The following is a 23,640-nucleotide window of genomic DNA, read 5'->3' on the forward strand; positions in this document are numbered from 1 at the left end:
GCAAGACGATGGGGCACGCGGGTGCGATCGTGTCCGGCTCGTCGGGGACCGCGCAGGCGAAGAAGGAGGCCCTGGAGGCCGCGGGGGTCCGGGTCGGCAAGACTCCGTCCGAGACCGCCGAACTCGCACGGCAGAGCCGGGTGCGCACCGTCGCCTGAGGAGAGAGATGCGCTACGACGTCAACCTGTCCATCCTGTTCACCGAGCTGCCGATGCTGGACCGCCCCGCCGCGGCGCGGGCGGCCGGGTTCGACGCGGTCGAGCTGTGGTGGCCCTTCGACGGCCCGACACCGGCCGAGCGCGAGCTCGACACGCTGGCCGGCGCGCTCGACGACGCCGGGGTGCGCCTGGTCGGTCTCAACTTCGACGCCGGTGACATGGCGGGCGGCGAGCGCGGGCTGCTGTCGTCACGGTCCACGAGCAACCGCTTCCGCGAGAACGTCGACGTGACCGTCGGGTTCGCCGGGCGGGTGGGCTGCCCGGTGCTGAACGCCTTGTACGGCAACACATCCGACGACACCGACCACGACCTGGCGCTGGAGAACCTCAGCCTCGCGGCCGGCGCCGCGCAGCGCGTCGGCGCCACGGTGGTGGTCGAGGCGCTCAACTCCTACGAGAGCCCGCGGTACCCGATCACCTCGTCGAAGGCCGCGCTCGACGTGGTGGACCAGGTTCCCGGCACCGCGTTCCTCGCCGACTTCTACCACCTGCACCGGATGGGTGAGGACCTCGGCGCGCTGATCGCGAACAGCGCGGACCGGTTCGGCCACGTGCAGATCGCCGACGCGCCCGGCCGCGGACAGCCCGGCACCGGCGAGATCGACTACCCGACCGTGCTCGCCCGACTCGCCGCGAGCCCGTACGACGGGCGGGTCGGCTGCGAGTACAAGCCGGTCGGGCGCAGTGCGGACAGCTTCGGATGGCTGGAGGAGATGCGGTGACGACCTCACCAACCACGACGATCGGTTTCATCGGACTGGGCATCATGGGCGGCCCGATGGCCTCGAACCTGCTGCGGGCCGGGTTCGACGTCATCGGGTACGACGTGCGGCCGGCGTCGGTCGAGCGGCTCGTCGCCGAGGGCGGTAAGGCGGCCGAGAGCGTCGAGCACGCCACGGCGGCCGCCGACGTCGTGATCACGATGCTGCCGAACTTCCCGCAGGTCGAGGCCGTCGCGTTCGGTGCGAGCGGCGTGCTCGAGTCGGCGCGGGCCGGCACGCTCTACGTCGACATGTCCACCATCCGGCCGCAGACCTCGCGCCGGCTCGCGGCCGAGGGCGCCCAGAAGGGCCTGCGGGTGCTCGACGCGCCGGTGTCCGGCGGCGAGCGGGGCGCGATCGACGGCGTGCTGTCCATCATGGTCGGTGGCGGTTCGGCCGACTTCGCCACGGCGGAGCCGGTGCTCGAGCCGCTCGGCGCGACGATCGTCCACGTGGGACCGGCCGGCGCCGGGCAGACCGTGAAGGCCGCGAACCAGCTCGTGGTCGGTGGCACCTACGCGCTCGTCGCCGAGGCGATCGTGCTGCTCGAAGCGTCCGGAGTGGACGCCGGGCTCGGGCTCGACGTGCTCGCCGGCGGCCTCGCGGGCAGCCGGATCCTCGAGTTGAGGCGACGGTCCATGGTGGCGCGCGAGTTCGCCCCGGGCTTCCGGATCGACCTGCACCACAAGGACATGGGCATCGTGCTCGACGCCGCACGGGAGGCCGACGTGGCGCTGCCGGTCGGCGGGCTCGTCGCCCAGCTGGTCGCGGCGGCGCGTGCCCAGGGCTACGGATCACTCGACCACTCCGCGCTGCTCAAGGTCGCGGAAGCCACTGCGGGCCAAGGGGGAGTGACGGCGTGAAGAGCGTTCCGTGCATGGAGGCCGTGGTCGCGGTCATGGAGTCCGAGGGCGTCGACACGGTGTTCGGCATCCCAGGTGCCGCGATCCTGCCGTTGTACGCGGCGATGCGCAAGAGCGGGATCAGGCACCTCACCGTCCGCCACGAGGAAGGCGGCACGCACGCCGCCGACGGCTGGTCCCGGGTCACCGGCAAGGTCGGGGTCTGCGTCGGCACCTCGGGTCCGGCCGGTACCAACATGATCACCGGGCTGTACACCGCGCTCGCCGACTCGATCCCGATGATCTGCGTCACCGGCCAGGCGCCGCGCGCGAAGCTGCACCAGGAGGCGTTCCAGGCCGTCGACATCGTCGAGATCGCCAAGCCCGTCACGAAGTGGGCGGTGCAGCTCAAGGAGCCGGGCCAGGCGCCGTGGGTGTTCCGCGAGGCGTTCCGGATCGCCCGCTGCGGCCGGCCCGGGCCCGTGCTGGTCGATCTGCCGCTGGATGTCCAACGTGGACTGTGCAACTACGACCCGGCGATCGACGCGCCGCTGCCGGTCGAGGTGCCCTCGCCGCATCCGTCCCGCGTGCGGGCCGCGGTCGACCTGCTGCTCGGCGCCGAGCGTCCGCTGCTCCTCGCCGGTGGCGGCGTGATCATCGCGGACGCGGCGGGACAGCTGCGCGAGCTGGCCGAGGAGCTCGACGTCCCGGTCCAGGTGACCCTGATGGGCAAGGGCGCGTTCCCCGAGGACCACGAGCTGTTCGCCGGCATGGCCGGGTTGCAGACCCAGACCCGTTGGGGCAACCGGGCTTTCCTGGAGTCCGACCTGGTGCTCGCGGTTGGCGCGCGGTTCGGTGACCGGCACACCGGCGACCTGTCCGTCTACACCAAGGGTCGCAGGTTCATCCATGTCGACATCGAGCCGACGCAGATCGGCAGGGTGTTCGAGCCTGACCTCGGCGTGGTCGGGCACGCCCGGCCGACGCTCGCGGCGCTCACCGAGTGCGCCCGCACGCTGGGTGTCGCGCGGAAGGCGAGCGAGTGGCCCGCGCGGGTGCGCGAGCTGCGGGCGACCCTGCCGCGCCGTGACGACTTCGACGACGTGCCGATCAAGCCGCCGCGGGTGTACCGCGAGCTGAACGAGTTCTTCGGCCCGGACACCACGTTCGTCACCGCGATCGGGCTGTACCAGATCTGGTCCGGCCAGTTCCAGCACACGTTCCTGCCCCGCCGCTACCTCGTCTGCGGCCAGGCCGGGCCGCTGGGCTGGGAGGTGCCCGCCGCGATGGGCGTGAAGTGCGCGTTCCCCGAGCGGCAGGTGGTCGCGGTGGCCGGCGACTACTCCTTCCAGTTCCTGATGGAGGAGATCGCGGTCGCCGCGCAGTACCGGATCCCCTTCGTGATCGTCATGGTCAACAACGAGTACCTGGGGCTGATCCGGCAGGCGGAGATCCCGTACGAGATGAACTACGCGGTCGACCTGCACTACGGCGAGGGCGGCATCGACCACGTGCGGCTGATGGCGGCCTTCGGCTGCCCGGCCCGCCGCGTCGAGCGGCCCGGCGACATCCGCGGCGCGCTGGCCTGGGCGTCCGCGAGGTCGGCCGAGCTGTCCCTGCCCGTGCTCGTCGAGGTCATGGTCGAGCGGGAGGCCAACGCGTCGATGGGCTTGTCCATCGACGCGATCACGGAGTTCGAGCCCGTGCCGGAACTGGAGACCGATTTGGTCTAGACCCTTGACCACCAATCGTGGTCTAGACCACACTGAGCGCCGGCATCGCGCCACGATGCCGGCGCTTGTATTCGGTATGGCGTAGGTCGGGGCCCGCGCTCAACGACGAGGGAGTACGCACATGCGCAGACGATCGGTTCTCGCTGCCCTTTCGGTGGTCGCCACGGTCACCGCCGCCACCGCCGCGCTGCTGCCGGGGGGTGCGTCCGCGGCGGACGAGCGCGCCGTCTCGCCGGCGGCGCCCTACCTGTACCTGGGGTGGGGGGACCCGCCATCGCCCGCGACCGTGATGGACGCGACCGGGATCCGGTCGTTCACCATGGCGTTCGTGCTCTCCGGTGGCGGCTGCTCGCCCGCGTGGGACTCGACGCGGCCGCTCACCGGCGGTGTCGACGAGCAGGCGATCAACGAGATCCGGGCGGCGGGCGGCGACGTGGTGCCGTCGCTCGGTGGCTGGAGCGGCAACAAGCTGGGGCCGAACTGCTCGTCGCCCGAGGAGTTGGCGGGGGCGTACCAGCAGGTGATCGACGCCTACGGGCTGTCCGCGATCGACATCGACATCGAGAACACCGACGAGTTCGAGAACGAGGTCGTGCAGGACCGCATCCTGAACGCGCTCAAGATCGTCGAGCAGAACAACCCCGGCATCCAGACGATCATCACGTTCGGCACGACCACGACCGGCCCGAACTACTACGGCGGCCGGCTGATCGACCAGGCCGCGGCGCTCGGTGCGAACATCGACGTGTTCACGATCATGCCGTTCGACTTCGGCAGCTCGGACATCTACACCGACACGGTGGCCGCGGCCACGGGTCTGAAGGACCGGCTGAAGTCGGCATTCGGGTGGTCGGACGCCGAGGCGTTCTCGCACATGGGCATCTCCGGCATGAACGGCCTGTCCGACCAGCAGGAGATGACCTCGCTGGACACGTGGACGGGGATCCGTGACTGGGCGAAGTCCAACGGCCTGGCCCGGCTCGCGTTCTGGGCGGTGAACCGGGACCGTGGCTGCCCGGGCGGTGGCGTGGTGTCCAACTGCAGCGGCATCGACCAGCCGGACTGGGAGTTCACGAGGATCACCGCCGGATTCTGAGTCCCGATCGGCGGCCGTCCAGCCACGGCGACGCGTGCTCGAGCCGGGCTCTAGCGCGCTTCGACCACGCGTGCCGACTCTGGGACCAGCACTGGTCCGACCGGAGGAGGCCCGCGATGACGGCGACGTTCAGCCCCCGCACCGAGTTGGCGACCGTCGGAGTCGTCGGGCTGGGGGACACCGGTCTGCCGCTGGCCCTGTCGCTGGCCGACGCCGGCATGCTGACCACCGGCCTCGACCTCGACCGGGCCAGGATCGCCGCGCTGCGGATCGGCGAGTCGTACCTGCCCTGCGTCACGCCCGACGCGCTCGAGGCGACCGCGGAGTGGTTCGAGCCGACGTCGGACCCGGGCCTGCTCGCCGGCCTCGACTCCTATGTCATCTGCGTGCCGGTGCCGGTCGGCGCGGACGGCGTGGCGGACCTACGGCACCTCCTGGGCGCCGCCGAGCTGCTCGGCCCGCTGCTGCGCCCGGGTGCGGCCGTGGAGGTCCGGTCGACGGTGCCGCCGGGCGCGATCACGCTGCTCGCCGAGCGGCTCGCGGCCACCAGCGGCCTGCGTCCCGGCGTGGATCTGCGCATCACCGGGGCTTAGCCGTGGACCTCGAGCGGATCATCGCCCACAAGCGGCACCTGTGGGCGATGCCGTCCTGGTGCCCGGCGCCGCGGATCGAGCGGGCGCGCCCGGCGCGGCCCGGCCGGTTCACCGCGGCGGTCAGCGGGCGCGAGGTCGGCATCGTCGCGTCGGTCCTGCCTCGCTCGTGGCGCGCGGCGGTCGCGTACGAGGCCGGCGGCGCGGCCGCGGTCTCGGCGCCGGCCGACGAGCTGCTGGCCGGGGGCGGCCCGGACATCGTCGGCCTGGTGGCCGGCGCGGTCGACGTCCCCGTGCTGTTCTCCGACGTCGTGGTCGACTCCCGGCAGCTGGACATGGCGTACGCGTGCGGGGCGGACGCCGTGCGGATCGTCGTACGGGCACTCGACGACGCCGAGCTCGCCGACCTCGCGGCGATCGCGGACGGCCTCGGCCTGGACGCGCTCCACTCCGCCGCGGACGCGGCGGACGTCGAGCGGGCGCTGGACGTGGGTGCGGCGGTGGTCGGCCTCGGTGAGCCGGTGGGTCTGGAGATTCCGGTGCCCGCGGTGCTCGAGGGTGGGTCGTGGGATCGCGCGGGGATCGAGCGGGTGGCCGAGTCGGGGTTCACCGGTTGCGTGGTGGACGCGGGGTTGCTGGACGGAGCTGATCCGGCGGCGGCGGTGCGGCGGCTGACCGGAGTCGCCGTCTGACGCCGTTTCGTGCCTGGTGAACGGCCTGTACGTCGTGTCATTGCCTACTCGGTCCCCTACTCGGTTGCCTACGCTGTCGGCGCGGGCGCTCGATGCGACCGCGCGGTCATCGAACGGAGTGGCAGTGGCTGGGGACGACGCGGACGGAGCCGGCAGGGCGCGACGCGGCGTGGTCGCACCGCCGGTCGGTGCGGGGTTGCTGGCCGCGACGGTGGTCGGCCTGGCGGTCTGGGCCCGCGGGTGGCTGGGTGTGCGCACGTGGTGGGTGGTCGGCCTCGTCCTGCTGGCCGCTCTGGTCGTAGGCGGCGTCGGCGTCGCCCGGTGGCGGGGCAGGTTCGCCGGCTGGCCGGCGAACCCCGACGCACCGCGCCCGGACGGCGCGACGGTCGTGCGAGCGGCCTGGGGTGTGGCCCTGGTGTGCGTCGTCGCGGCGGCGGTGGTGGCTGGCACCGGATTGTGGCGGCTGCCGCTGTCCGGGTTCACCCACCACTGGGGTCACGATGCGTCGGAGGCCGCGGTCGACGATCGGCTGCTGGGTGACGACCTGCCGCCGGTCGCCGCCTACGCGACGGGGCTGGTTCTCGTGGTGGCGGCCCTCTGGTGCGCCGTGGCGTCGGCAAGGGGCGTGTTCGGCGGCCGGCGCGGTGGGGGGCGTGACGGGGGCCGCGTGGTGTGGGCCGAGGCCGTGGTCGTCACGGCCGTGCTGGTTGCCGGGACGGTCGTCGCGGCAGTAGGTGCGCGGACGATCGCAGACCGGTCCGCGCCCGGCGTTCAGGACACGGCACAGGTCGGGCGGGTCCACCGGGTCGAGGAGGCGACCCGGGAGGGGCCGGCGATCGAACCCGCGGCCGAGACGTCTGCCCCGGGGGCGCCCGGACGCCTGGAGCAGCGGTGGAGTCGGACGCTGTCGGATACCGGCAGCGGTGACGACCGGCGCTCGGTCGTCGCGGTGCCCGGCTGGGACGCCATCGTGGTCTTCACGACGCCGGCGGACTTCGTCGACACCGTGCAGCTGCGGGCCGGTGGCGAGGTGTCGGTGTTCACGGCGCGGGACGGTTCGCTCGCCTGGAGCTACACGCAGCGGCGAGGCGGCATCGGTGGCGTCGCCGTGGACCCGGTCGCCGGAAGGGTGCTGGTCATGGTCGGCGAAGCGGCCGTCGTGCTCCGGCTCGACGACGGTCAGCAGGTGGCGACCCATCGCGCCCCATCGCCCGGCGACAGCTGGGGCTGGCTGCTGGTTCCCCCGGTGACGGTGGACTACGGCTCCGTCTATCCGCCGCCCCTCGTGATCGGGCGGACCGCCGTGCTCCAGCCGCACCTCGCGGGCCAACCGGACGAGAGACCGGGGCTCGCGGTGCTGGAGGTCGCGACCGGCGAGGTCGTGGCGTCGGCCGCCCCGCCGCCCGACCGTTGTCAGTACGCCGCGGCCACCAACGGCGCGACGCCGACGGTGCTGCGGTGGGGCGAGGAAGGCGGCGACTGCGAACAGCCCGCCCTCCTCCAACCCGACGGCGAGGGTGGCTTGGTGCGGGTGATCGGGATCGAGACCCCGCGGGGGGCGCGACCCGGATGCTGTACCGGCGACGCACCGGAGCTGCTGGCCGACGGTGGGACGACCGTGGTGTCACTCACCTGGGGCACCTCGGGCGACGAGCACATCTACGACGTCGTCATCGTGCGCGACGGCGAGCTGACGGGGCGCCTGTCGACTCCGATGAACTCGGCCGGACAACCGGTCGGCGCGGCTCGGGACGACCCGGTCCCCACGAAGGTCCTCGCGATCAGCGACGCCGGTGTCGTCGCCGAGTGGTTCGGCCGGTCGCACCTGCTGTCGGTGGACGACGGCACCGAGCTCGCCAGCCGGCCGGCGAGCCAGGCCGCCGCCGGCCGCCGGCCCCCGGTCTGGGTCGAGTCGGGTGACCGACCTCGGGGTTTCTCCGTGGCCGGCAGCGGCCGGCTCGTCGTCTTCGACGTCGCGACCCTGACCGAGCGCTTCGGCTACGACCTCGATCCGCAGGACCGCCTCGATCTCCCCGAGCACCCCGGACTCCTCGTCGTGCCCGGAGTCGAGGTCGCCACGCCGCAGGACCCGCCGGTGCGGAACGTGCTGGTGGTCCACGACGAGACGACGCTCAGGGCGTTCTACTGAAGCCACTCCTCGGCGTCGATCGCGTACCGCACCTCGCCGTGCTCGGAGCCCTCGATCGGCGCGAGCGGCGGGAAGTAGGTCAGCTCGTAGCGCAGGCCGGCCTTCTCCATCACCCGCCGCGAGCCCGTGTTCACGGCCATGGTCTCCGCGAAGATCCGCTTCAGCTTCCGCTCGGTGAAGCCGTAGCGCAGCAGCTCCCGCGAGGCCTCGGTGGCGTATCCCCGGCCCCAGGCCCGTCGAAGCAACCGGTAGCCGAGCTCGGCCTCGCCGGCCGGGCCGTCGAACTCCGGCAGGAGCATGCACCACCCGACGAACTCGCCGTCGGTCCTGGTGTGCGTGGCGAAGGCGCCGAACCCCGGGTAGCGCTCGTAGTCGAGGAGCATGGCGGGCAACAGCGCGGTCTCCACGCGGATGCGCGGGGTCGTCCGGCCGCCGGTCAGGTACCGCATGACCTCGGGGTCGCTGTCGAGCTCGACGAGGAGGTCGGGGTCGCTCCTGGTGAACCGGCGCAGCACGAGGCGGTCGGTCGCCAAGAGGATGTCCATGGCGGAATCCTGTCAGGACGGGGTGGGCGGCCGTGACCGAATTACGACCCGCGTCGCGGTTTCGCCGGGCCCGCCGTCACGCTATGTTCAACCTTCGTGACTGGATCCGCGTATGTCTTCGCCCGCACCTCCGACGAGTACAACAGGCTGCGCCTGCAGGCCGGGATCTGGGAGGAGGCCACCACGCGGATGCTCGACCGGGTCGGCGTCGCGCCGGGGATGCGGTGCCTGGACGTCGGCTGCGGGCCCGGGGAAGTGATGCGGCTGCTCGCCGAGCGGGTCGGACCGAGCGGGTCGGTCACCGGGGTCGACATGGACGGAGCGCTCGGGCGGGAGGCGATCGAGGTCCTGCGTGCCACGGTCGACGCGCCCGTCGAGTTCGTCGAGGGGGACCTGTACGAGCTCGACCTGCCCGAGTACGACGTCGTCTACGTGCGGCTGGTCCTCATGCACCTCGCGGACCCCGTGACGCTGCTGCGGCGGATGTGGACCTGGGTCGCGCCCGGCGGCGTGCTCATCGTGCAGGACTACGACACCGAGGGCATGGCGACCTGGCCGCAGCTCGAGTGCTGGGGCGAGTTCGGCCGCGTCATGGACGGCATCTTCGAGCAGACCGGCGGTGATCCCCGGTGCGGGCTGCACGTGCCCGCGCACCTCGTCGACGCCGGCATCGGCGTGCCGGACGGCACGGACATCGCCGGCGTGCTCGCGCCCATCGCGGACACCAGGGGCTTCCTCCAGGCGTCGTACACCAGCGCGCTGCCCACCGCACTCCGGCTCGGGATCACCTCACAGGACAACGCCGACCGGTGCCTCGCCGAGCTCGCCGCCGCCGAGGCCGACCGCACGAACTTCGTGCGGCTGCCGGCCCTCGTCGGCGCGTACAAGCGCAAGCCCGCCTGAAACCGGTGTGTCGCCCGGGGTTCGCACCCCGCGGGTGGCAGCATGATCCCGTCCCCGAGCTGGAGGGCGGTGCCGAGATGGCGGGTCGCGAGCTGGTCCTCCCGGCCACGGTGCTGACGTCGCACCTCGAGTCCTGCGCCGCCGAGCTGGCCGCCGACCCCGAGCCGCCCGACGACCTCGCTCAGGTCGTCGGGCAGCTCGTGTCCGGCCAGCGGCACATCGCCGACACCCTCGACCGCATCGCCGGCCAGCTCGACGCCGTGCCGGTGGCGAATCGGGCGGTGCTCGCCGAGGTTCTGCGGGCCGCCGGGCGGGCCACCGGGCACGCCGCGGACGCCCTCGCCCAGAGTGAACATTTGTTCGAATAACCACCCGTTTGGCGCCTGTGACCTGCCGTCGGCCGACGATAGCCTGCACGAGTCGTCGATCGGGGAGGGATACATGCGAAGCGTCTGGAACGGCACCATCCGGATCGGTACGGCCACCATTCCGGTGCGCGCGTTCGGCGCCACCGAGGAGCGGTCGGCCGGCCTGCACCAGGTGCACGTGACCGACGGGGGCCGGGTGCGGCACCGCAAGGTCTGCGAGGTGGACGGCCAGACGCTCGGCGCGCAGGAGCTGGCGCGCGGGTACGTGCTGCCGGGCGGCGAGACGGTCGTGCTGACCGACGAGGACCTCGCGCGGCTGCCGCTGCCGACGTCGCGGGCGATCGACGTCCAGGCGTTCGCACCGCTGGAGGAGATCGACCCGATCTACTTCGCGCGCAGCTACCACCTGGAGCCGGAGCCGGCGGGCACGAAGCCGTACGTGCTGTTCGGCGAGGCGCTGCGACAGTCCGGCCGGGTGGCGATCGTGCAGGTGGCGCTGCGCGGCCGGGAGTCGCTGGGGGTGCTGCGGATCCGCGACCAGGTGATCGTGCTGGAGACGATGCTGTGGCCGGACGAGATCCGTACACCGGACTTCCCGTTCCTGCACCAGCACGTGCGGATCTCGGCCGCGGAGCTGCGCGAGGCGACGCGGCTGATCGACGAGCTGAGCGAGAGGTTCACCCCGAACCGCTACACCGACCGGTACCGCGAGGCGCTGTGGGACCTGGTGCGAGCCAAGATCGACGGCGACGAGCTGGTCCAGCCGACGATCGTCGCGCAGGAGGCCGGTGCCACGGACCTGCTCACCGCGCTGCGGGCGAACCTGGTGGAGAGGCAGTGCCGCGAGTCGTCGTCCGCGGTCGCCTCGGCACGGGCGGCGGCGGACCGCGCCGCATCGGCGAGCGCGGCGGCCCGGGAGGCCGTGGGCCGGACCCGCACGTCGAGCCCGAGCTGACGCCTCCGGCCCCCAATTTCCAGTCTACGGACCGACACCGACAATTCCGCCCGTCTGTCCACAGGTGACCGTGGGGTAGCGCGGAAAGGTGAGGAGGCGGCCTCCGGCCCCCGATTTCCAGTCTAGCGGCGATCACCGACAATCCGGGACCGTCCGTGTCCGGCTGTCCACAAAGGCCCGCTGCTGGGTCCGTCGGGGGCACTGTCTGCGGGTGGCGCGTTGTCCACTTGCCGGCTGTCCGTCGGGCACTGTCCACAAGTGGCCGTCCGTTGGCCGGGATTGTCGGGTGGGGCGGCACGCTGGATTCCGGGGGTCGGAGGGCGACCTCGGCAACGTGAGGCTCAGTCCTCCTCGCCGATCATGCCCTGACGTAGTTGTTCCAGCGTCCGGGCCAGCAGGCGGGACACGTGCATCTGCGAGATGCCGATGCGCTCCGCGATCTGGGTCTGGGTCATGTGCCGGAAGAACCGCAGCGTCAGGATCGTGCGCTCCCGCTCCGGCAGGCGCTCGATGAGCGGGCGCAGCGACTCGTAGTCCTCCACGCCGTCCAGCGCCGCGTCCGTCTCGCCGAGGGTCTCGCCCAGGGCGTCGGAGTCCGCGTTCGGCGACAGGGCCTCGTCCAGCGACATCGAGTGGTACGCGTTGCCCGCCTCGAGGCCCTCGTACACCTGCTCCAGGCTGAGGTCCAGGTGCCGGGCGAGTTCGGACGGCGTCGGCGCGCGGCCGAGACGTTGGGACAGCTCGGCGCTGGCCGCGTTGATCGCCAGGTTGAGCTCCTTGAGCCGCCGCGGCACGTGCATCGACCAGCTCGCGTCGCGGAAGTGCCGGCGCACCTCGCCCATCACGGTCGGCACCGCGAACGACAGGAAGTCCGTGCCGCGGTCGGGCTGGAAGCGGTCGACCGCGTTGATGAGGCCCAGGGTCGCGACCTGCACCAGGTCCTCGCGCGGCACGCCACGGTTGGAGAACCGCGCGGCGATGTGCTCGGCCAGCGGGAGGTGGCCGGTCACCAGCTTGTTGCGCAGCTCAGCCCGGTTCGGGTCGCTCTCGTCGAGCGCCGCCATCTCCTCGAACAGCGGCGCCAGATGCTCGTAGCCGGTGTCCGATGCCTCCCGGGGCCTGGCTTGCGAACCCTGTGCGTTCGTCACACCGGACCATCCGCTCGGTGCTTCGCCACCTCGATGTGCACCAGGTGCTGCCCGTCGTCGCGCTCCACCCAGCAGCCGGTGTGGTCGGTGAGCGTGGTCAGCACCCGCCAGCCGAACGTGTCGCTGCTGGGCGTGCTCTCGTCGACGGAGTGGACGCTCACGAGGAAGCGGATCTCGTCCTTGGTCACGCTGAACGTGCAGCACAACGACGCGTCCGGCGCCGCGCGCGTGATGAGGGTCGAGCAGGCCTCGTCCACGGCCAGCTTCAGATCCGCGATCGCGTCCAGATCGAAGTCGGCGCGCATGGCGATGCTCGAGGTCAACGACCGGATGATGGGCAGGTTGCTGAGCTCGGCGCGCAGTCGCAGCTCGATCTCGTCGGGGCGCGCGTCCCCGTCTCCCACGCTCATGGTGCTCTTCTACCCACATTCTCGAGTTCGGAAACCATTCCTGACCGGCGACTTTACCTGAGACACACCACCGTGACCGGGGTCGGAGGGCGCGTGCACGACACGGCCCCTAACGTGGGGGACGCACGCCGTCGAGGGAAGGAGCCCACATGTTGGCGGTTACGGAAGCGGCAGCCGAGGCGATTACGGCGCTGACTGCACAGGGTGGGATCGACGAACAGGGAGGGCTTCGGTTCTCCATGAAGAACGAGTCCGACTCGCAGGCCGCGCTGGCTCTCACCGTGTCGTCCGCTCCCGTCGAGGGAGACCAGGTGGTCACCGCGGACACCGGCGCGCACGTGTTCCTCGAGGAGCAGGCGGCCGACTATCTGTCCGACAAAGTGCTTGACGTGCAACAGGATGCCGAAGGTCAGCTGAACTTCGCCGTGCTCGAACGAGCCTCCTGACATGACGCGGAGGCGCCGGTGCCCCGAGGGGTGCCGGCGCCTCCGCGTCTGTCCTGAGTGGACTATCGACCCAAGGCTCGCCGCAGCTCGTTCTTGTTCATCTTCGAGCGACCACGGATGTTCTTCTGCCGGGCCTCGTTGTAGAGCTGGTCCCGCGTCGGTCCGCCCGGCCCCAGCCGCTTCCCGGAACGCTTGCCGCCGCGGTGCTGCGGGGTGACGTCCCGCGTCGACGTCCTGCTCGCGGTCCGCGACTCGCCGGACTGCGCCCGGTTCTTGTTCACGGTCCGGGAAGCGATCTCCTTGGCCCGGCCCGTGCTCGCGCCGCGGTCCTCGGCACCCTTCTTGATGTGCTCGTACTGCCGTTCGCGTTTGCTGCTCCAGGCCTGTGGCATCACACACCCCTTTCGTCGTGTGACCTCGGGGTACCCGCTCCGCCAACACGAAAACGGCCTCCTCGTCCAGGAAGGCCAACGGGCGCGCGCCCGCGCGCCCGTTGGCCCGGTGGGCTCGCGAGCACGCGGACGCGTCCGGCTAGTGGTGGCGGACCTTGACCTTGTACAGGTCCGCGGGGATGGCCGGCGGGCCGTCCAGCGGTGCCGGGTCCTCCGGGGTCGGCTGGACTCCGCCGGCCGCCACCTTGTCCACTGTGGTCAGACCGGCGTCGCCGATGGTGCCGAAGATCGTGTAGTCGGGGCGCAGGTATGCGGCGCCGTACACCAGGAAGAACTGGCTGCCGTTGGTGTCCGGGCCGGCGTTGGCCATCGCGAGCGTGCCGCGCGGGTAGATCTTGCGCTCACCGGTCGGGTCGTTGGGTGCCGGCTCGAGCCCGACGGGCAGTTCGTCCTTGTACCGGTAGCCCGGCCCGCCCTCGCCGGTGCCGGACGGGTCGCCGCACTGCAGCACCTCGAGCGTCGGGTACGTGGTGAGCCGGTGGCACGTGGTGCGGTCGTAGAACTTGTGCCGTGCCAGGTGGACGAAGCTCTGCACCGTGCACGGTGCCAGCTCGCGGTCGAGGCTCAGGGGCAGCGGCCCCTGGCTGGTCCTGATGTCGACGCGGACCGTGCCGTGGTCGGGGGTCGGCCGTGGATCGGGCGGCAGGGGGACCGGCCGGACGGCCGGCTCGTCGGGCGTCGTCGTGTACTGGCAGGGGCCGTTCGTCGAGTCGTCCCGGTCCGCGGCGGCGCTCGTGGCGCTCCCGGACAGCACGGCCGACGCGAGCGCCGCGACGACCGCGGCGGTGGTGACCTTCCGGATCACGTGGATCTCCTCTCCCGGTTGGGGGCGAGGCAGTCTAGGTCGGCTGACTGTCCGGGCACCAGGCCGCACGCGCGGTCACCGGTCGGGCGTGCGGACGGCTACGCTCGCGTGCCATGGCCAACGACGACATCGCGCGGGAGATCCTGGACGCGGGCTCGTACGTCGTGCTCGCCACCGCCGACGCGGGCGGGGCGCCCTGGGCGTCGCCGGTGTGGTTCGCGCACGAGGGATACCGGGAGCTCTACTGGGTCTCCGCCCCGGGCGCGCGGCACTCCCGGAACATCGCCGAGCGGCCGCGGATCGCGATGGTCGTGTTCGACTCGACGGTGGCGCCGGGCAGTGGCCAGGCCGTCTACATGTCCGCGACCGCCGAGCAGGCGGGGGATGCCGGCGCGATCGAGCACGGCATGGCCGTGTACTCGCGCGGATCGGTGCGCGCGGGGCTGGGGGAGTGGGGGACGGAGCGGGTTACCGGCGAGGCCCGGCTGCGCCTGTACCGGGCGACGGTCACCGAGCACTCGATCCTCGATCCGGACGCCGACACCGACGTGCGGGTGGACGTCAGCCCGTAGCCGGGTCCGGGCCGGGCGGTCACGGCCTGACCCGGACCCGAACAGGTCAGTGCTTCTTGTTCGTGGCGTCGCGTACCTTGTGGACCGCGTTGTCGATCCGCCCGTGGTACTTGCCCTTGGTGCGCTTGTCGATGAACTCACCGGCCTTCGAGGCCATCTTGTTCACCTTGTCCGGGTTCTTCCGGACGTACGCGCGCGCCGCCGCGGCGGTGCCGGCCAGCGCGGTGAGCTTCTTCAACAGAGGCATTGGGCCGTCCTTTCCTGTTCATGTCGTACAACGGCGTACCCACCCGGGAGAGTTCCTAAGCCGCCGCGCGCGGTGATCAGCGGGCCGTGACGAGCCACGCGGCCGAGCCGAGGAGTACGCCCTCCGGGGTCTGCCGGGCAGCGTAGGCCTCGCGCAGCGCGTCGGTCGCCTTCCGGGCCGCCGCCGGGCCGGCCTCGGTCAGCCAGGTGTGCACGGTGGGGTCGGCGAGCTCGAACTCCACGGCGTCGTCCGCGTCGCGGCCGAGCAGGAGCGGTTCGCGGACGTCCTGGATCTCGATGTCGCGGAAGCCCGCGCCGGTCAGGAGCTCGTCGATGCGGGTGGGATCGGCCAGGGAGAGCGCGCTGACCGTCGTCCGTGGCGCCGGGAGGTCGACGTGCGGGCCGAGAGCCTCGCGCAGGACGTACCGGTTCTCGTTGAGCTCGAGCCGTTGCCAGCACAGGAACGCGAGCCGCCGCCCGGCCCGGCGCAGGTTGGCGAACGCGGCGGCGGGGTCGTCGAAGAACATGATGCCGAGCTGGCTCATGACGAGGTCGACCGGCTCGAAGGCCGTCCGCTGGGCGTCCGCGCGCTCGAAGCGGACGTTGGTGAGGCCGGCCTCCGCGGTACGTTGCCGCGCCCTGGCGAGCATGGCCTCGGACAGGTCCACGCCGAGCACATCGGCCGCCCGCCGGCCGGCGAGCCTGGTCGTGTTCCCGCAACCGCAGCCGACGTCGAGCACCCGGTCCGTCGGCCGGAGATCCGCGGCGGCGAGGAGGTGTGGGGTGAGCGGGCCGAGCACGGTGTCGTACCGGACGTCGTGCTCGGCCCAGTACGCGCCGTCCCGCCCGCTCCAGTCGTTCGGCCGCGTCGTGGTCACCGCGCCTGGCCGGTGTCGAAATGCGTCACCTGTCCGTTGTGGACGGTGAACTGCCAGGTCGTGCGCATCTCGCCCCACGTGTCGTTGCGGTAGCGGGCCGTCAGCGAGCGGCCGTCGTCTGCCGAGGACTCGACGTCGAGGTGACCGTTGACGGTGAAGATCTCCCGGTCCACCCACTCCACGAGGTCACGCGGGGTGCCGTCGTCGGTCATGGTGGCGTTCGGGGCCAGGGCCGCGAAGAAGGCGGCCCGGTCGCCGGCGTTGACGGCGTCGAGCAAGGACTGTACGGCGGGATCCATGGGCTACTCCGGGAGGTGACGGCCCCTCGTCTCGGGGCGGAACGGGACCACCGGCATCTCCACAATGTAGGTCAGGCCGGCCACCGCCGCAGTCCACCCGCTCTCGTGGCAGAACCCACCGACGGCCCCGGAGACGAAGGCGGCCGAACGGCCCGGATCCCGGTACCGTGAGCACGGCGAAGGGGGCGGCGATGGAAGGCATTCCGAACGACCTGTTCCGGGGCGATCCGCAGGACATCGAGCGCGGCCTCGACGAGTGGGTGGCCGGCCTCGAGCGCAACGCGGCGCGCTACGAGGAGCTGCGGCAGCGGGTCGACGCCGTGCGGTTGACCGCGACGAGTCCGAGCGGCGTCGTGACCGTCACGGTCGACGCGAACGGCGCGTTACTCGACGCCAGGTTCGCCGACCGCGTCCACCAGACCGCCCCCGACGAGCTGACCCACCAGCTGCTCACCGCGATCGCGGCGGCGAAGCAGCGGATCGTCGCGGAGGTGCGGGAGGTCGCCGACCAGGCGCTCGGCGAGGACGCGCGGGAGAGCGCCGACCGCATCGTCGGCTACTACCGGGAGCGTTTCCCCGACTCGGAGGAACCCGAGCGGCCAGCGCGCCGGGGAGACGACGAGTTCGACGGTGGCTCGATCTACGACTGACACGGTGGGGTGAGGGGAATGCCGGACGGATTCGGGGTGACCGCGGCGGAGCTGCGCGGCCACGCGGGCAAGGTCGACGGTCTCGCCGACCGGATGGGCACGGCGGTGGACGCGGCGAACCCGGTGATGCCCGACGGCGCGTACGGGATCATCTGCCAGTTCCTGCCGCCGGTGATCAACCCGCTCGAGCAGGACGGCCACGACGCGCTCGCCGCCGGGCGGGACGGGTTCGGTGGCATCGCCGAGAACCTCCGCGAGTCCGCCGACGACTACGACCGCCGCGACCGGTCGCACGCCGACGGGTTCCGGGCCACCGGGGAGACGCTGAGATGAGCAACCCGCTCGTGGCGCCGGAGCAGGACTCCACCGAGGCCTACACCGGGATCGGCATCGCCGAGTCGGTCGCGGACCTGGTGTCCGGCATCGAGAGCGGCAACTGGATCGACATCGGGCTCGGCGGGCTGACCACCGGCCTCGAGGCGCTGTCGATCGCGATGGACCCGATCGGCTCGGTGGCGTCCAACCTCGTGTCGTTCATCATCGAGCACGTCCAGCCGCTGCAGGACATGCTCGACAAGCTGGCCGGCGACGCGGACGCGGTCGCCGCGCACGCGCGGACCTGGAAGAACATCGCCTCGCACGTCGGCGAGGTGCGGGCCGACTACGACCGCGACCTGCGGGCCGACACCGCCGGCTGGACCGGGGTGGCCGCCGAGACCTACCGCGGCCGGGCGACCGACACGGCGGCGCTGCTGGACGCCGCCTCGCGAGCCTCCGGCGGGCTGGGCAGCGCGGTCGAGATGGCCGGCGTCGTGGTCGGCGTGGTCCGCGAGACCGTCCGTGACCTCATCGCCGACCTGGTCGGCCGGCTCGTGGTGTGGGCCGCCGAGGCGCTGACGATCATCGGCGCGCCGGCCGCCGCGGCGCAGGCGGCGACCGCGGCGGCGAAGTGGGCGGCGCGGATCGCGCAGGTCGTCAAGCAACTCGTGCGCACCCTGCGGAACCTGATGCCGCTGCTGCGCCGGCTGTCCGACCTGTTCCGCCAGGTCCGCAAGAAGCTCGACGACCTGCTGGGCCGGCGCCGTGGTGGCGGCGACAAGCCGCCGGACGACCCGAAGGACCCGCCCGGCTCGACCGGCGGCGGCGACCACACCCAGCCCTCGCGCGATCCCGACCCGAACGCCGAGCCGGGCGGGCGCCCGACGCGCATCCGCGACAACGACGACGCCGCGACCAAGCGCTCGCTGCAGCGGGAGAACGAGTCGGCGCGGACGCTCGCGCGGCAGGGCTACGACGTCGATCAGAACCCGACGGTCCCCGGTGACAAGAACCCGGACTACAAGATCGAGGGCGAGGTCTTCGACAACTACGCGCCCAGCGGCAGCAACCCCCGCAACGTCGCCGCGAACATCCAGGAGAAGATCGACTCCGGGCAGACCGAGCGGGTCGTGCTGAACCTGACCGACAGCGACCTCGACCTCGACGCGATGCGTGCCCAGCTGCGGGACTGGCCGATCGAGGGCCTCGAGGAGGTCATCGTGATCGACAAGAACGGCAACGTGCTCAACTTCTATCCCTGATTCGAGGACCGGACAGATGGCCATTTCGTACAGCTTCGCCCTGGCGACCCAGTCGTCCGCGCCGGACGTCGCGCGCGAGCTGCTCGGGGTCGGCCGGATCCTGGGCGTGCTCGACACGTCGGCCACCGCCGAGGGGTTGCTCGACGGCATGGCGACCGGCCTCGGCACCTGGATCCTGGTGTTCGAGGCGAAGGCACGGCCGTGGGACCCGGTGGCCAACGACCTCGGCTTCACGCCGACCGTGTCGGTGACCTTCCGTCTCGACAAGGACGACGACATCGGCTACCAGCAGGACGACCTGGTGCGCCTCGTGTCCGGCCTGCTGGACCGGGTGCCCGGGGACGCGGTGCTGCACCGGGAGTTCGAGGACATCTGGCTGCTGCGCCGCGGTGGCGAGGTGACGCTCAGCGAGCAGGACGACATCTGGCCGCCGCACCGGCGGGCCGCGCTGTCCCAGCGGTTCGAACGCGTCACGCACTCCTTCTCCCAGGAGTAGGTCCGGGAGCGCCGCGCGTTTCCCCGGCGTGCAGAATGTCCGGATGCGCATCGCGCTCATCGTCAACCGCCTCTCCGGCAGCGGCCGCACCGACGGCGACCGGATTCGCACGCTGCTGACCGAGCGGGGCGCGGACGTCCACGTGGTCGGCATCGACGAGCTCGACCGGCCGCTGCCCGAGGTGAAGCGGCTCGTGGTCGCGGGCGGTGACGGCTCGATCGGGGTCGCCGCGCGGGCGGCGGACCGGGTGGGTGTGCCGCTCGCGGTGCTCGCCACCGGTACCGCCAACGACTTCGCCACCGCGCTCGGCCTGCCCAAGGACCTCGACGGCGGGTGCGACCTCGCCGCCGATCCCGGCGCGGCGACGCAGCGACGGGAGGTCGGAGTCGTCGACGGGCACCCGTTCGTCAACGCCGCCGCGGCCGGGCTCTCCGCGGTCGCGAGCCGGCTCGCGAAGCCGCACAAGGCACGGCTCGGACGGTTCGCGTACGCGTTCGGCGCGGTGCGGGCCGGGCTCAGCGCGCCGCACACGCCGTGCCGGGTGCGTTGCGACGGCGAGGCCGTCTTCGCCGGCGACGCGTGGCAGGTCGTGGTCGCGGTGAGCGGGGCGTTCGGCGGCGGCTCGAACATCGGCGGCACCCGCCACGACGACGACCACCTCGACGTGGCCGTCGTGCCGGCCGGCTCGCGGCTCGCGCTCGTCCGGCACGGGTACCACATGCGCCGCGCGATGCTGACGCAGCAGGACAACGTGCCGCACCACCGCGGTCACGAGATCGAGGTCGAGCTGCCACCCGGTACGGAGTTCAATGTGGACGGTGACCTGCGTGCCTTCGACCCGGCCAGGTTCACGCTGCTCGACGGCGGCGTCGAGGTCGTCGTGCCACCCGGCCGCGGGGCCGTGGACGACCCGGCCGCCGGTTCCCGGGGTGCGCCGGACGCCTCCTAGCCCGGTGCCTCAGTCCTCCGGGACGACCAGGTCGCTCGGGCGGATGCGGAACACCTGGAGGCGGAGGTTGTAGTACTTGTCCGTCTCGCCGACCCAGGTCATGCCGAGGCGTTTGGCGGTGCGAATCGCGCGTTTGTTGCCCGGGCGCGCGACGGCGAACAGCTCGTCGATCTCCTGCGTGAAGGCCCACCGGATCAGCGCGAGGCCGGCCTCGGCGGCGTAGCCGTGGCCCCACTCGTCCGGGCGCAGCTGCCAGCCGAGCTCGAGGTCCTCCTCGTACGGCGGGAGCAGGCGGATGCCGACCCCGCCGATGACCGTGCCGTGCTCCTTGCGTTCGATGGCCCACCGCCCGCGCGGCGGCAGCATGTTCGGCTGGTCCTCGATCCATGCCTGTAAGACGGACCGCATCGCGGCCTCGTCGGCGACCTGGCCCATCGCCGGCGTGAGCCACCGGGTGACCGTCTCCACGCCATAGATCGCCAGCGCGGCCTCGGCGTCGTCGAGCACCCATTCGCGCACGACGAGCCGCTCGGTGCTCAGCTGGTTCATGCCTTCGAGGCTACTCAGTTCCTTGACAACGTAGGTTCCACGATGTAGACAACCGCAGGGTTATAGAACTTATTGGTTATGGAGGTGGGACGTGAACTGGACGCTCGAGGTGGTCGTCGTTCCGGTGTCGGATGTCGACCGTGCCAAGGAGTTCTACGCGGAGAGGATGGGCTTCGCGGTCGACCACGACAGCGACTTCGGCCAGATGCGGGTCGTCCAGCTGACCCCGCGCGGCTCCGGGTGCTCGATCGTGATCGGCAAGGGCGTCGGGGAGATGGAGCCCGGCTCGCTGAAGGGCCTGCAACTGGTGGTCAACGACGTCCGCGCGGCCCGCGAGGAGCTGGCCGGCCGTGGCGTCGACATCGGCGAGGTGCGGGTCGCCGGCCCGGGCGGGTACCGGCCGGCCAAGGAGGACGACGACCTCAACAACGTGGGCTTCGCGTTCTTCGCCGACCCGGACGGCAACGGCTGGGCCGTCCAACAGATCACCGCTCGCGCGTAGTGGGGGCGGCGGTGCTGAACGTGGCGTAACCTTCGCCCCGGCTGTAGCGACTCTCCGTAATGACAACCCTTTTTCAACAGGTGCGGGGGCGTGGTCGGTGGAGTCGGTATGCGAGCGGTTGCCGAGTGTCGGCGTTCTCCTGCTGGAGCGGATCGACGGTGACGCGGCGACGCGCTGCTGGCGGATCATCATCGAACGCGAGTGGGAGGCGTGGGTCAGCCAGAACCGGTGAACCGGCCGTCCGCCCCGCAGTGGCCTGGTATTTTGACGTTCACCGGCCCCCGCGTGTGGTGAGAGGACCATGGACCCCTCCCGAAGTATCAGCAGCGTCCCAAGTGGACGCTGTGCCCCAGTCGTGCCCGATCCGGATCCAGAACCCTGTCCTAGGCACGTGCCCGCCGAATGCTCCGGGGCGGTGGGCACGTGATCGAGAGCCTGCTCGGTGTCCTCCTCGGAGTCCTCGTCGTCATCGCGCTGTCGGCCCTGACGGGCTACTTCGTCGCGCAGGAGTTCGGGTACATGGCCGTGGACCGGTCCCGGCTCAAGGCCCGCGCCGCGGCGGGTGACGCCGGCGCCGCCCGCGCGTTACGGATCACCGGCCGCACTTCGTTCATGCTCTCCGGCGCCCAGTTGGGCATCACGGTCACCGGGCTGCTGGTCGGCTTCGTCGCCGAGCCGCTGATCGGCGCGGGCGTCGGCGAGCTGTTCGGCGGCGTGGGCGTGCCGCGCGCGGTCGGCGTCGCGATCGGCACGGTGCTCGCGCTGCTCGCGTCGACCGTCGTGCAGATGGTGCTCGGCGAGCTGTTCCCGAAGAACCTGGCGATCGCCCGTCCCGAGCCGGTCGCCCTCCGGCTCGCCTGGTCCACCGGTGCGTACCTCACGCTCTTCGGCTGGCTGATCTGGCTGTTCGACCAGGCCGCGACGCTGCTGCTGCGCGCGGTGCGGATCAAGCCGGTGCACGACGTCGAGCACGCGGCGACCCCGCGCGACCTGGAGCACATCGTGGCCGAGTCCCGCGACCGCGGCGACCTGCCGGCGGAGCTGTCCACGTTGCTCGACCGCATCCTCGACTTCCAGGAGAGCACCGCGGAGCATGCGATGATCCCGCGTACCAGGGTCACCACGATCGGCGCGGACGAGCCGGTGCGGGGCGCGGTCGCGGTGATGGCGTGCGGCCACTCGAGGCTGCCGGTGCTCGGCGGCGACGTGGACGGCGACGTGGACACCGTGGTCGGCGTGGTGCGGCTGCGCGAGGTACTGGCGCTGAGCGAGGGCGAGCTGGACGTGACCACGGTCCGTGGGATCGCCCGGCCGCCGGTGATGGTGCCGGCATCGCTGCCGCTGCTCGCGGTGCTCGACCAGCTCCGCGCCGCCGGCGAGGAGTTCGCCTGCGTCGTCGACGAGTACGGCGGGCTGGCCGGCGTGATCACCGGCGAGGACATCGCCGAGGAGCTGGTCGGCGAGATCTCCGACGAGCACGACCCGCTCGGCACCGACCTGGCGCGGCCCGGCGAGGAGGGCGGCTGGGTCGTCCCGGGCACGATGCACATCGACGAGGCGGAGCGGCTGCTCGGCCACGACCTGCCGCAGGGTGACTACCAGACGCTCGCCGGCCTCGTGCTCACCGAGCTGCAGCGGTTACCGGTCCCGGGGGACGCGGTGACGGTCGCGCTGCCGAGCCCACCCGGCGCGGACGGCGACCCGACCGGCCGGCTCACGGTGGAGGTTCGCACGGTCACCCGCCGCGTGCCGGACACGATCCGTCTGGTGGTGGGTGGCTCATGAGTCACCTGGATCCCGTGCTGGCATTGGTGATCACGGTCGCCGTCGTGGTGCTCAGCGCGTTCTTCGTGGCCATCGAGTTCGCGCTCGTCGCCGCGCGGGGGCACCGGCTGGCCGAGGCGGCACGGACGAGCGTGTCGGCGCGGGCCGCCCTGCGCAGCGCGCGCGACCTCTCGATGCTGCTCGCCGGCTCGCAGCTCGGCATCACGCTGTGCACGCTGGTGCTCGGCGCGGTCACCAAGCCGACCGTGCACCACCTGATGCTGCCGGCCATTCGGATGTGGGGACTGCCCGAGGCGACCGCGGACGTGGCGGCGTTCGTGCTGTCGCTGATCGCCGTGACGTTCGTGCACCTGGTGGTCGGGGAGATGGCGCCGAAGTCGTGGGCGATCGCGCACCCGGAACGGTCCGCGATCCTGCTCGCGGTCCCGATGCGCGGGTTCATGTGGCTGACCCGTCCGGCGCTCGTCGCGCTGAACGGCCTGGCCAACCGGTGCCTGCGTGCGGTCGGCGTGCAGGCCGTCGACGAGCTCGACACCGGGCACACGCCGGAGGACCTGCGCCAGCTGCTGGACCACTCGAGCAAGGTCGGCGCGCTGGACGAGCGCCGGCACGAGCAGCTCGCCACCGCACTCGACCTGCACACCCGCCCGGTGCGCGAGATCGTCCGGCCACGCTCGGAGCTCGTGACGGTCGCGCCGTGGCAGGGTGCGGAGGGCGTGCGCGCGGCCGTGCGCTCCAGCGGTCACCTGCGGCTGGTCGTGTGGGGGGACGAGCCGCTCGGCAGGCCACTCGGTGTCGTGCACGTCCGGGACGCGCTGACCGCCCCCGACGGCACGACGGCCGCGCAGCTGATGCGCCCACTGCTGACGCTGCCCGACGACACTCCGATGCACGCGGCCCTGACCACGATCCGGGACCGGCGCAACCACCTGGTGCTGGTCTACTCGGGCGGGGAGCTGTCCGGCTTCGTCACCCTGCACGACCTGCTCGACCAGCTCCTCCCGGCGGCACACCAGTAGGC

General features: G+C 72.0%; 30 protein-coding genes. 21 read left to right on the forward strand and 9 right to left on the reverse strand.

The features are described 5' to 3' along the window. The first annotated feature begins 166 nt into the window (after positions 1-166). The 7 genes from ACRDTB_RS21475 to ACRDTB_RS21505 all read left to right on the forward strand — a co-directional run bounded on the left by ACRDTB_RS21475 (position 167) and on the right by ACRDTB_RS21505 (position 8,081). Positions 167-940 carry a hydroxypyruvate isomerase family protein gene (locus tag ACRDTB_RS21475; RefSeq protein WP_431432900.1) on the forward strand — a complete coding sequence of 258 codons (774 nt, stop codon included), beginning with the start codon at positions 167-169 and terminating at the stop codon, positions 938-940. Then, a complete protein-coding gene (locus tag ACRDTB_RS21480; RefSeq protein WP_431432901.1) occupies positions 937-1,842 on the forward strand; it encodes a 2-hydroxy-3-oxopropionate reductase in 906 nt (301 codons plus the stop codon). Before ACRDTB_RS21475 ends, ACRDTB_RS21480 begins: the two co-directional genes overlap by 4 nt. Before the next feature lie 14 nt (positions 1,843-1,856). After that, positions 1,857-3,554, forward strand: a complete 1,698-nt coding sequence (gcl, locus tag ACRDTB_RS21485; RefSeq protein ID WP_431432981.1) for a glyoxylate carboligase — start codon at positions 1,857-1,859, stop codon at positions 3,552-3,554. Between the two features lie 121 nt (positions 3,555-3,675). After that, a complete protein-coding gene (locus tag ACRDTB_RS21490) occupies positions 3,676-4,650 on the forward strand; it encodes a chitinase (RefSeq protein ID WP_431432903.1) in 975 nt (324 codons plus the stop codon). Positions 4,651-4,766: 116 nt separating this feature from the next. After that, on the forward strand, positions 4,767-5,243 hold the full coding sequence (locus tag ACRDTB_RS21495) for a hypothetical protein (protein ID WP_431432905.1): 477 nt from the start codon (positions 4,767-4,769) through the stop codon (positions 5,241-5,243). Between the two features lie 2 nt (positions 5,244-5,245). Then, a complete protein-coding gene (locus tag ACRDTB_RS21500) occupies positions 5,246-5,932 on the forward strand; it encodes a hypothetical protein (RefSeq protein ID WP_431432906.1) in 687 nt (228 codons plus the stop codon). 124 nt (positions 5,933-6,056) lie between these two features. Then, positions 6,057-8,081, forward strand: coding sequence for a hypothetical protein (locus ACRDTB_RS21505; protein ID WP_431432908.1), 2,025 nt, complete (start codon positions 6,057-6,059; stop codon positions 8,079-8,081). Here ACRDTB_RS21505 and ACRDTB_RS21510 read toward each other — a convergent pair. After that, positions 8,075-8,626: a GNAT family N-acetyltransferase gene (locus ACRDTB_RS21510; protein ID WP_431432909.1), complete on the reverse strand. Its 552-nt coding sequence runs from the start codon at positions 8,624-8,626 to the stop codon at positions 8,075-8,077. The genes ACRDTB_RS21505 and ACRDTB_RS21510 overlap by 7 nt on opposite strands. Positions 8,627-8,722: 96 nt before the next feature. On the opposite strand from ACRDTB_RS21510, the gene ACRDTB_RS21515 reads away from it, so the two are divergent. From ACRDTB_RS21515 to ACRDTB_RS21525, 3 genes are all read left to right on the forward strand, one after another. Continuing rightward, entirely contained in the window at positions 8,723-9,529 is an 807-nt protein-coding gene (locus ACRDTB_RS21515) for a class I SAM-dependent methyltransferase (protein WP_431432911.1), read from the forward strand. Between the two features lie 77 nt (positions 9,530-9,606). Then, a complete protein-coding gene (locus ACRDTB_RS21520) occupies positions 9,607-9,897 on the forward strand; it encodes a hypothetical protein (protein ID WP_431432912.1) in 291 nt (96 codons plus the stop codon). Positions 9,898-9,970: 73 nt separating this feature from the next. Next, the gene (locus ACRDTB_RS21525; protein WP_431432914.1) at positions 9,971-10,852 is read left to right on the forward strand and encodes a Ku protein; all 882 of its coding nucleotides are present in this window, start codon (positions 9,971-9,973) and stop codon (positions 10,850-10,852) included. 341 nt (positions 10,853-11,193) lie between these two features. On the opposite strand, the gene ACRDTB_RS21530 is transcribed toward ACRDTB_RS21525, so the two are convergent. Then, entirely contained in the window at positions 11,194-12,000 is an 807-nt protein-coding gene (locus ACRDTB_RS21530; RefSeq protein ID WP_431432916.1) for a SigB/SigF/SigG family RNA polymerase sigma factor, read from the reverse strand. After that, positions 11,997-12,410 (reverse strand): ATP-binding protein, encoded by a 414-nt coding sequence (locus ACRDTB_RS21535; RefSeq protein WP_431432918.1) that lies wholly within the window; start codon positions 12,408-12,410, stop codon positions 11,997-11,999. Before ACRDTB_RS21535 ends, ACRDTB_RS21530 begins: the two co-directional genes overlap by 4 nt. A 149-nt stretch (positions 12,411-12,559) precedes the next feature. Here ACRDTB_RS21535 and ACRDTB_RS21540 point away from each other — a divergent pair, with 149 nt between their 5' ends. Next, complete coding sequence (locus ACRDTB_RS21540) at positions 12,560-12,856, forward strand: iron-sulfur cluster biosynthesis protein (protein ID WP_431432919.1); 297 nt, start codon at positions 12,560-12,562, stop codon at positions 12,854-12,856. A 62-nt stretch (positions 12,857-12,918) separates the two neighbouring features. Here ACRDTB_RS21540 and ACRDTB_RS21545 read toward each other — a convergent pair whose 3' ends face one another. Next, positions 12,919-13,248 carry a plasmid stabilization protein gene (locus ACRDTB_RS21545; RefSeq protein ID WP_431432921.1) on the reverse strand — a complete coding sequence of 110 codons (330 nt, stop codon included), beginning with the start codon at positions 13,246-13,248 and terminating at the stop codon, positions 12,919-12,921. 139 nt (positions 13,249-13,387) lie between these two features. Next, positions 13,388-14,119 carry a peptidylprolyl isomerase gene (locus ACRDTB_RS21550; protein WP_431432983.1) on the reverse strand — a complete coding sequence of 244 codons (732 nt, stop codon included), beginning with the start codon at positions 14,117-14,119 and terminating at the stop codon, positions 13,388-13,390. 107 nt (positions 14,120-14,226) lie between these two features. Here ACRDTB_RS21550 and ACRDTB_RS21555 point away from each other — a divergent pair, with 107 nt between their 5' ends. Further along, entirely contained in the window at positions 14,227-14,685 is a 459-nt protein-coding gene (locus ACRDTB_RS21555; protein WP_431432923.1) for a pyridoxamine 5'-phosphate oxidase family protein, read from the forward strand. Positions 14,686-14,731: 46 nt separating this feature from the next. Here the strand turns inward: ACRDTB_RS21555 and ACRDTB_RS21560 are convergent, their stop codons facing one another. The 3 genes from ACRDTB_RS21560 to ACRDTB_RS21570 form a co-directional block, all read right to left on the reverse strand. After that, a complete protein-coding gene (locus tag ACRDTB_RS21560) occupies positions 14,732-14,932 on the reverse strand; it encodes an antitoxin (protein WP_431432925.1) in 201 nt (66 codons plus the stop codon). Positions 14,933-15,008: 76 nt separating this feature from the next. Continuing rightward, on the reverse strand, positions 15,009-15,809 hold the full coding sequence (locus ACRDTB_RS21565) for a class I SAM-dependent methyltransferase (RefSeq protein WP_431432927.1): 801 nt from the start codon (positions 15,807-15,809) through the stop codon (positions 15,009-15,011). Next, positions 15,806-16,108, reverse strand: coding sequence for a nuclear transport factor 2 family protein (locus tag ACRDTB_RS21570; protein WP_431432929.1), 303 nt, complete (start codon positions 16,106-16,108; stop codon positions 15,806-15,808). Before ACRDTB_RS21570 ends, ACRDTB_RS21565 begins: the two co-directional genes overlap by 4 nt. A gap of 167 nt (positions 16,109-16,275) precedes the next feature. On the opposite strand from ACRDTB_RS21570, the gene ACRDTB_RS21575 reads away from it, so the two are divergent. The 5 genes from ACRDTB_RS21575 to ACRDTB_RS21595 are packed head-to-tail and all read left to right on the forward strand — an operon-like array spanning position 16,276 to position 19,783. Further along, positions 16,276-16,758 (forward strand): YbaB/EbfC family nucleoid-associated protein, encoded by a 483-nt coding sequence (locus ACRDTB_RS21575; protein WP_431432930.1) that lies wholly within the window; start codon positions 16,276-16,278, stop codon positions 16,756-16,758. A gap of 18 nt (positions 16,759-16,776) precedes the next feature. Then, complete coding sequence (locus ACRDTB_RS21580; protein WP_431432932.1) at positions 16,777-17,091, forward strand: type VII secretion target; 315 nt, start codon at positions 16,777-16,779, stop codon at positions 17,089-17,091. Continuing rightward, entirely contained in the window at positions 17,088-18,338 is a 1,251-nt protein-coding gene (locus ACRDTB_RS21585; protein ID WP_431432934.1) for a hypothetical protein, read from the forward strand. The genes ACRDTB_RS21580 and ACRDTB_RS21585 overlap by 4 nt, the downstream gene beginning before the upstream one ends. Before the next feature lie 16 nt (positions 18,339-18,354). Continuing rightward, the gene (locus ACRDTB_RS21590; RefSeq protein ID WP_431432936.1) at positions 18,355-18,834 is read left to right on the forward strand and encodes a SitI3 family protein; all 480 of its coding nucleotides are present in this window, start codon (positions 18,355-18,357) and stop codon (positions 18,832-18,834) included. 43 nt (positions 18,835-18,877) lie between these two features. Then, positions 18,878-19,783: a diacylglycerol/lipid kinase family protein gene (locus tag ACRDTB_RS21595; RefSeq protein ID WP_431432938.1), complete on the forward strand. Its 906-nt coding sequence runs from the start codon at positions 18,878-18,880 to the stop codon at positions 19,781-19,783. A gap of 9 nt (positions 19,784-19,792) precedes the next feature. Here the strand turns inward: ACRDTB_RS21595 and ACRDTB_RS21600 are convergent, their stop codons facing one another. Then, positions 19,793-20,332 (reverse strand): GNAT family N-acetyltransferase, encoded by a 540-nt coding sequence (locus tag ACRDTB_RS21600; RefSeq protein ID WP_431432939.1) that lies wholly within the window; start codon positions 20,330-20,332, stop codon positions 19,793-19,795. Between the two features lie 91 nt (positions 20,333-20,423). Here ACRDTB_RS21600 and ACRDTB_RS21605 point away from each other — a divergent pair, with 91 nt between their 5' ends. The 4 genes from ACRDTB_RS21605 (at position 20,424) to ACRDTB_RS21620 (ending at position 23,638) form a co-directional block, all read left to right on the forward strand. Then, on the forward strand, positions 20,424-20,834 hold the full coding sequence (locus tag ACRDTB_RS21605) for a VOC family protein (protein ID WP_431432941.1): 411 nt from the start codon (positions 20,424-20,426) through the stop codon (positions 20,832-20,834). Between the two features lie 97 nt (positions 20,835-20,931). Next, positions 20,932-21,066 carry a hypothetical protein gene (locus ACRDTB_RS21610; protein WP_431432943.1) on the forward strand — a complete coding sequence of 45 codons (135 nt, stop codon included), beginning with the start codon at positions 20,932-20,934 and terminating at the stop codon, positions 21,064-21,066. Positions 21,067-21,257: 191 nt separating this feature from the next. Further along, positions 21,258-22,619: a hemolysin family protein gene (locus ACRDTB_RS21615; RefSeq protein ID WP_431432945.1), complete on the forward strand. Its 1,362-nt coding sequence runs from the start codon at positions 21,258-21,260 to the stop codon at positions 22,617-22,619. Beyond that, a complete protein-coding gene (locus ACRDTB_RS21620; protein ID WP_431432946.1) occupies positions 22,616-23,638 on the forward strand; it encodes a hemolysin family protein in 1,023 nt (340 codons plus the stop codon). The genes ACRDTB_RS21615 and ACRDTB_RS21620 overlap by 4 nt, the downstream gene beginning before the upstream one ends. The last annotated feature ends 2 nt before the right edge of the window (positions 23,639-23,640 follow it).

It is taken from the genome of Actinophytocola sp., from assembly GCF_050699935.1.
Lineage (GTDB): Bacteria > Actinomycetota > Actinomycetes > Mycobacteriales > Pseudonocardiaceae > Actinophytocola.

Coding starts and splice junctions, on each gene's coding strand:
- ACRDTB_RS21600 (WP_431432939.1), bottom strand. CDS start 20,332: ATGAACCAGCTGAGCACCGAGCGGCTCGTCGTGCGCGAATGGGTGCTC.
- ACRDTB_RS21585 (WP_431432934.1), top strand. CDS start 17,088: ATGAGCAACCCGCTCGTGGCGCCGGAGCAGGACTCCACCGAGGCCTAC.
- ACRDTB_RS21590 (WP_431432936.1), top strand. CDS start 18,355: ATGGCCATTTCGTACAGCTTCGCCCTGGCGACCCAGTCGTCCGCGCCG.
- ACRDTB_RS21475 (WP_431432900.1), top strand. CDS start 167: ATGCGCTACGACGTCAACCTGTCCATCCTGTTCACCGAGCTGCCGATG.
- ACRDTB_RS21510 (WP_431432909.1), bottom strand. CDS start 8,626: ATGGACATCCTCTTGGCGACCGACCGCCTCGTGCTGCGCCGGTTCACC.
- ACRDTB_RS21495 (WP_431432905.1), top strand. CDS start 4,767: ATGACGGCGACGTTCAGCCCCCGCACCGAGTTGGCGACCGTCGGAGTC.
- ACRDTB_RS21490 (WP_431432903.1), top strand. CDS start 3,676: ATGCGCAGACGATCGGTTCTCGCTGCCCTTTCGGTGGTCGCCACGGTC.
- ACRDTB_RS21540 (WP_431432919.1), top strand. CDS start 12,560: ATGTTGGCGGTTACGGAAGCGGCAGCCGAGGCGATTACGGCGCTGACT.
- ACRDTB_RS21520 (WP_431432912.1), top strand. CDS start 9,607: ATGGCGGGTCGCGAGCTGGTCCTCCCGGCCACGGTGCTGACGTCGCAC.
- ACRDTB_RS21545 (WP_431432921.1), bottom strand. CDS start 13,248: ATGCCACAGGCCTGGAGCAGCAAACGCGAACGGCAGTACGAGCACATC.
- ACRDTB_RS21555 (WP_431432923.1), top strand. CDS start 14,227: ATGGCCAACGACGACATCGCGCGGGAGATCCTGGACGCGGGCTCGTAC.
- ACRDTB_RS21525 (WP_431432914.1), top strand. CDS start 9,971: ATGCGAAGCGTCTGGAACGGCACCATCCGGATCGGTACGGCCACCATT.
- ACRDTB_RS21560 (WP_431432925.1), bottom strand. CDS start 14,932: ATGCCTCTGTTGAAGAAGCTCACCGCGCTGGCCGGCACCGCCGCGGCG.
- ACRDTB_RS21535 (WP_431432918.1), bottom strand. CDS start 12,410: ATGAGCGTGGGAGACGGGGACGCGCGCCCCGACGAGATCGAGCTGCGA.
- gcl (WP_431432981.1), top strand. CDS start 1,857: ATGGAGGCCGTGGTCGCGGTCATGGAGTCCGAGGGCGTCGACACGGTG.
- ACRDTB_RS21620 (WP_431432946.1), top strand. CDS start 22,616: ATGAGTCACCTGGATCCCGTGCTGGCATTGGTGATCACGGTCGCCGTC.
- ACRDTB_RS21570 (WP_431432929.1), bottom strand. CDS start 16,108: ATGGATCCCGCCGTACAGTCCTTGCTCGACGCCGTCAACGCCGGCGAC.
- ACRDTB_RS21580 (WP_431432932.1), top strand. CDS start 16,777: ATGCCGGACGGATTCGGGGTGACCGCGGCGGAGCTGCGCGGCCACGCG.
- ACRDTB_RS21595 (WP_431432938.1), top strand. CDS start 18,878: ATGCGCATCGCGCTCATCGTCAACCGCCTCTCCGGCAGCGGCCGCACC.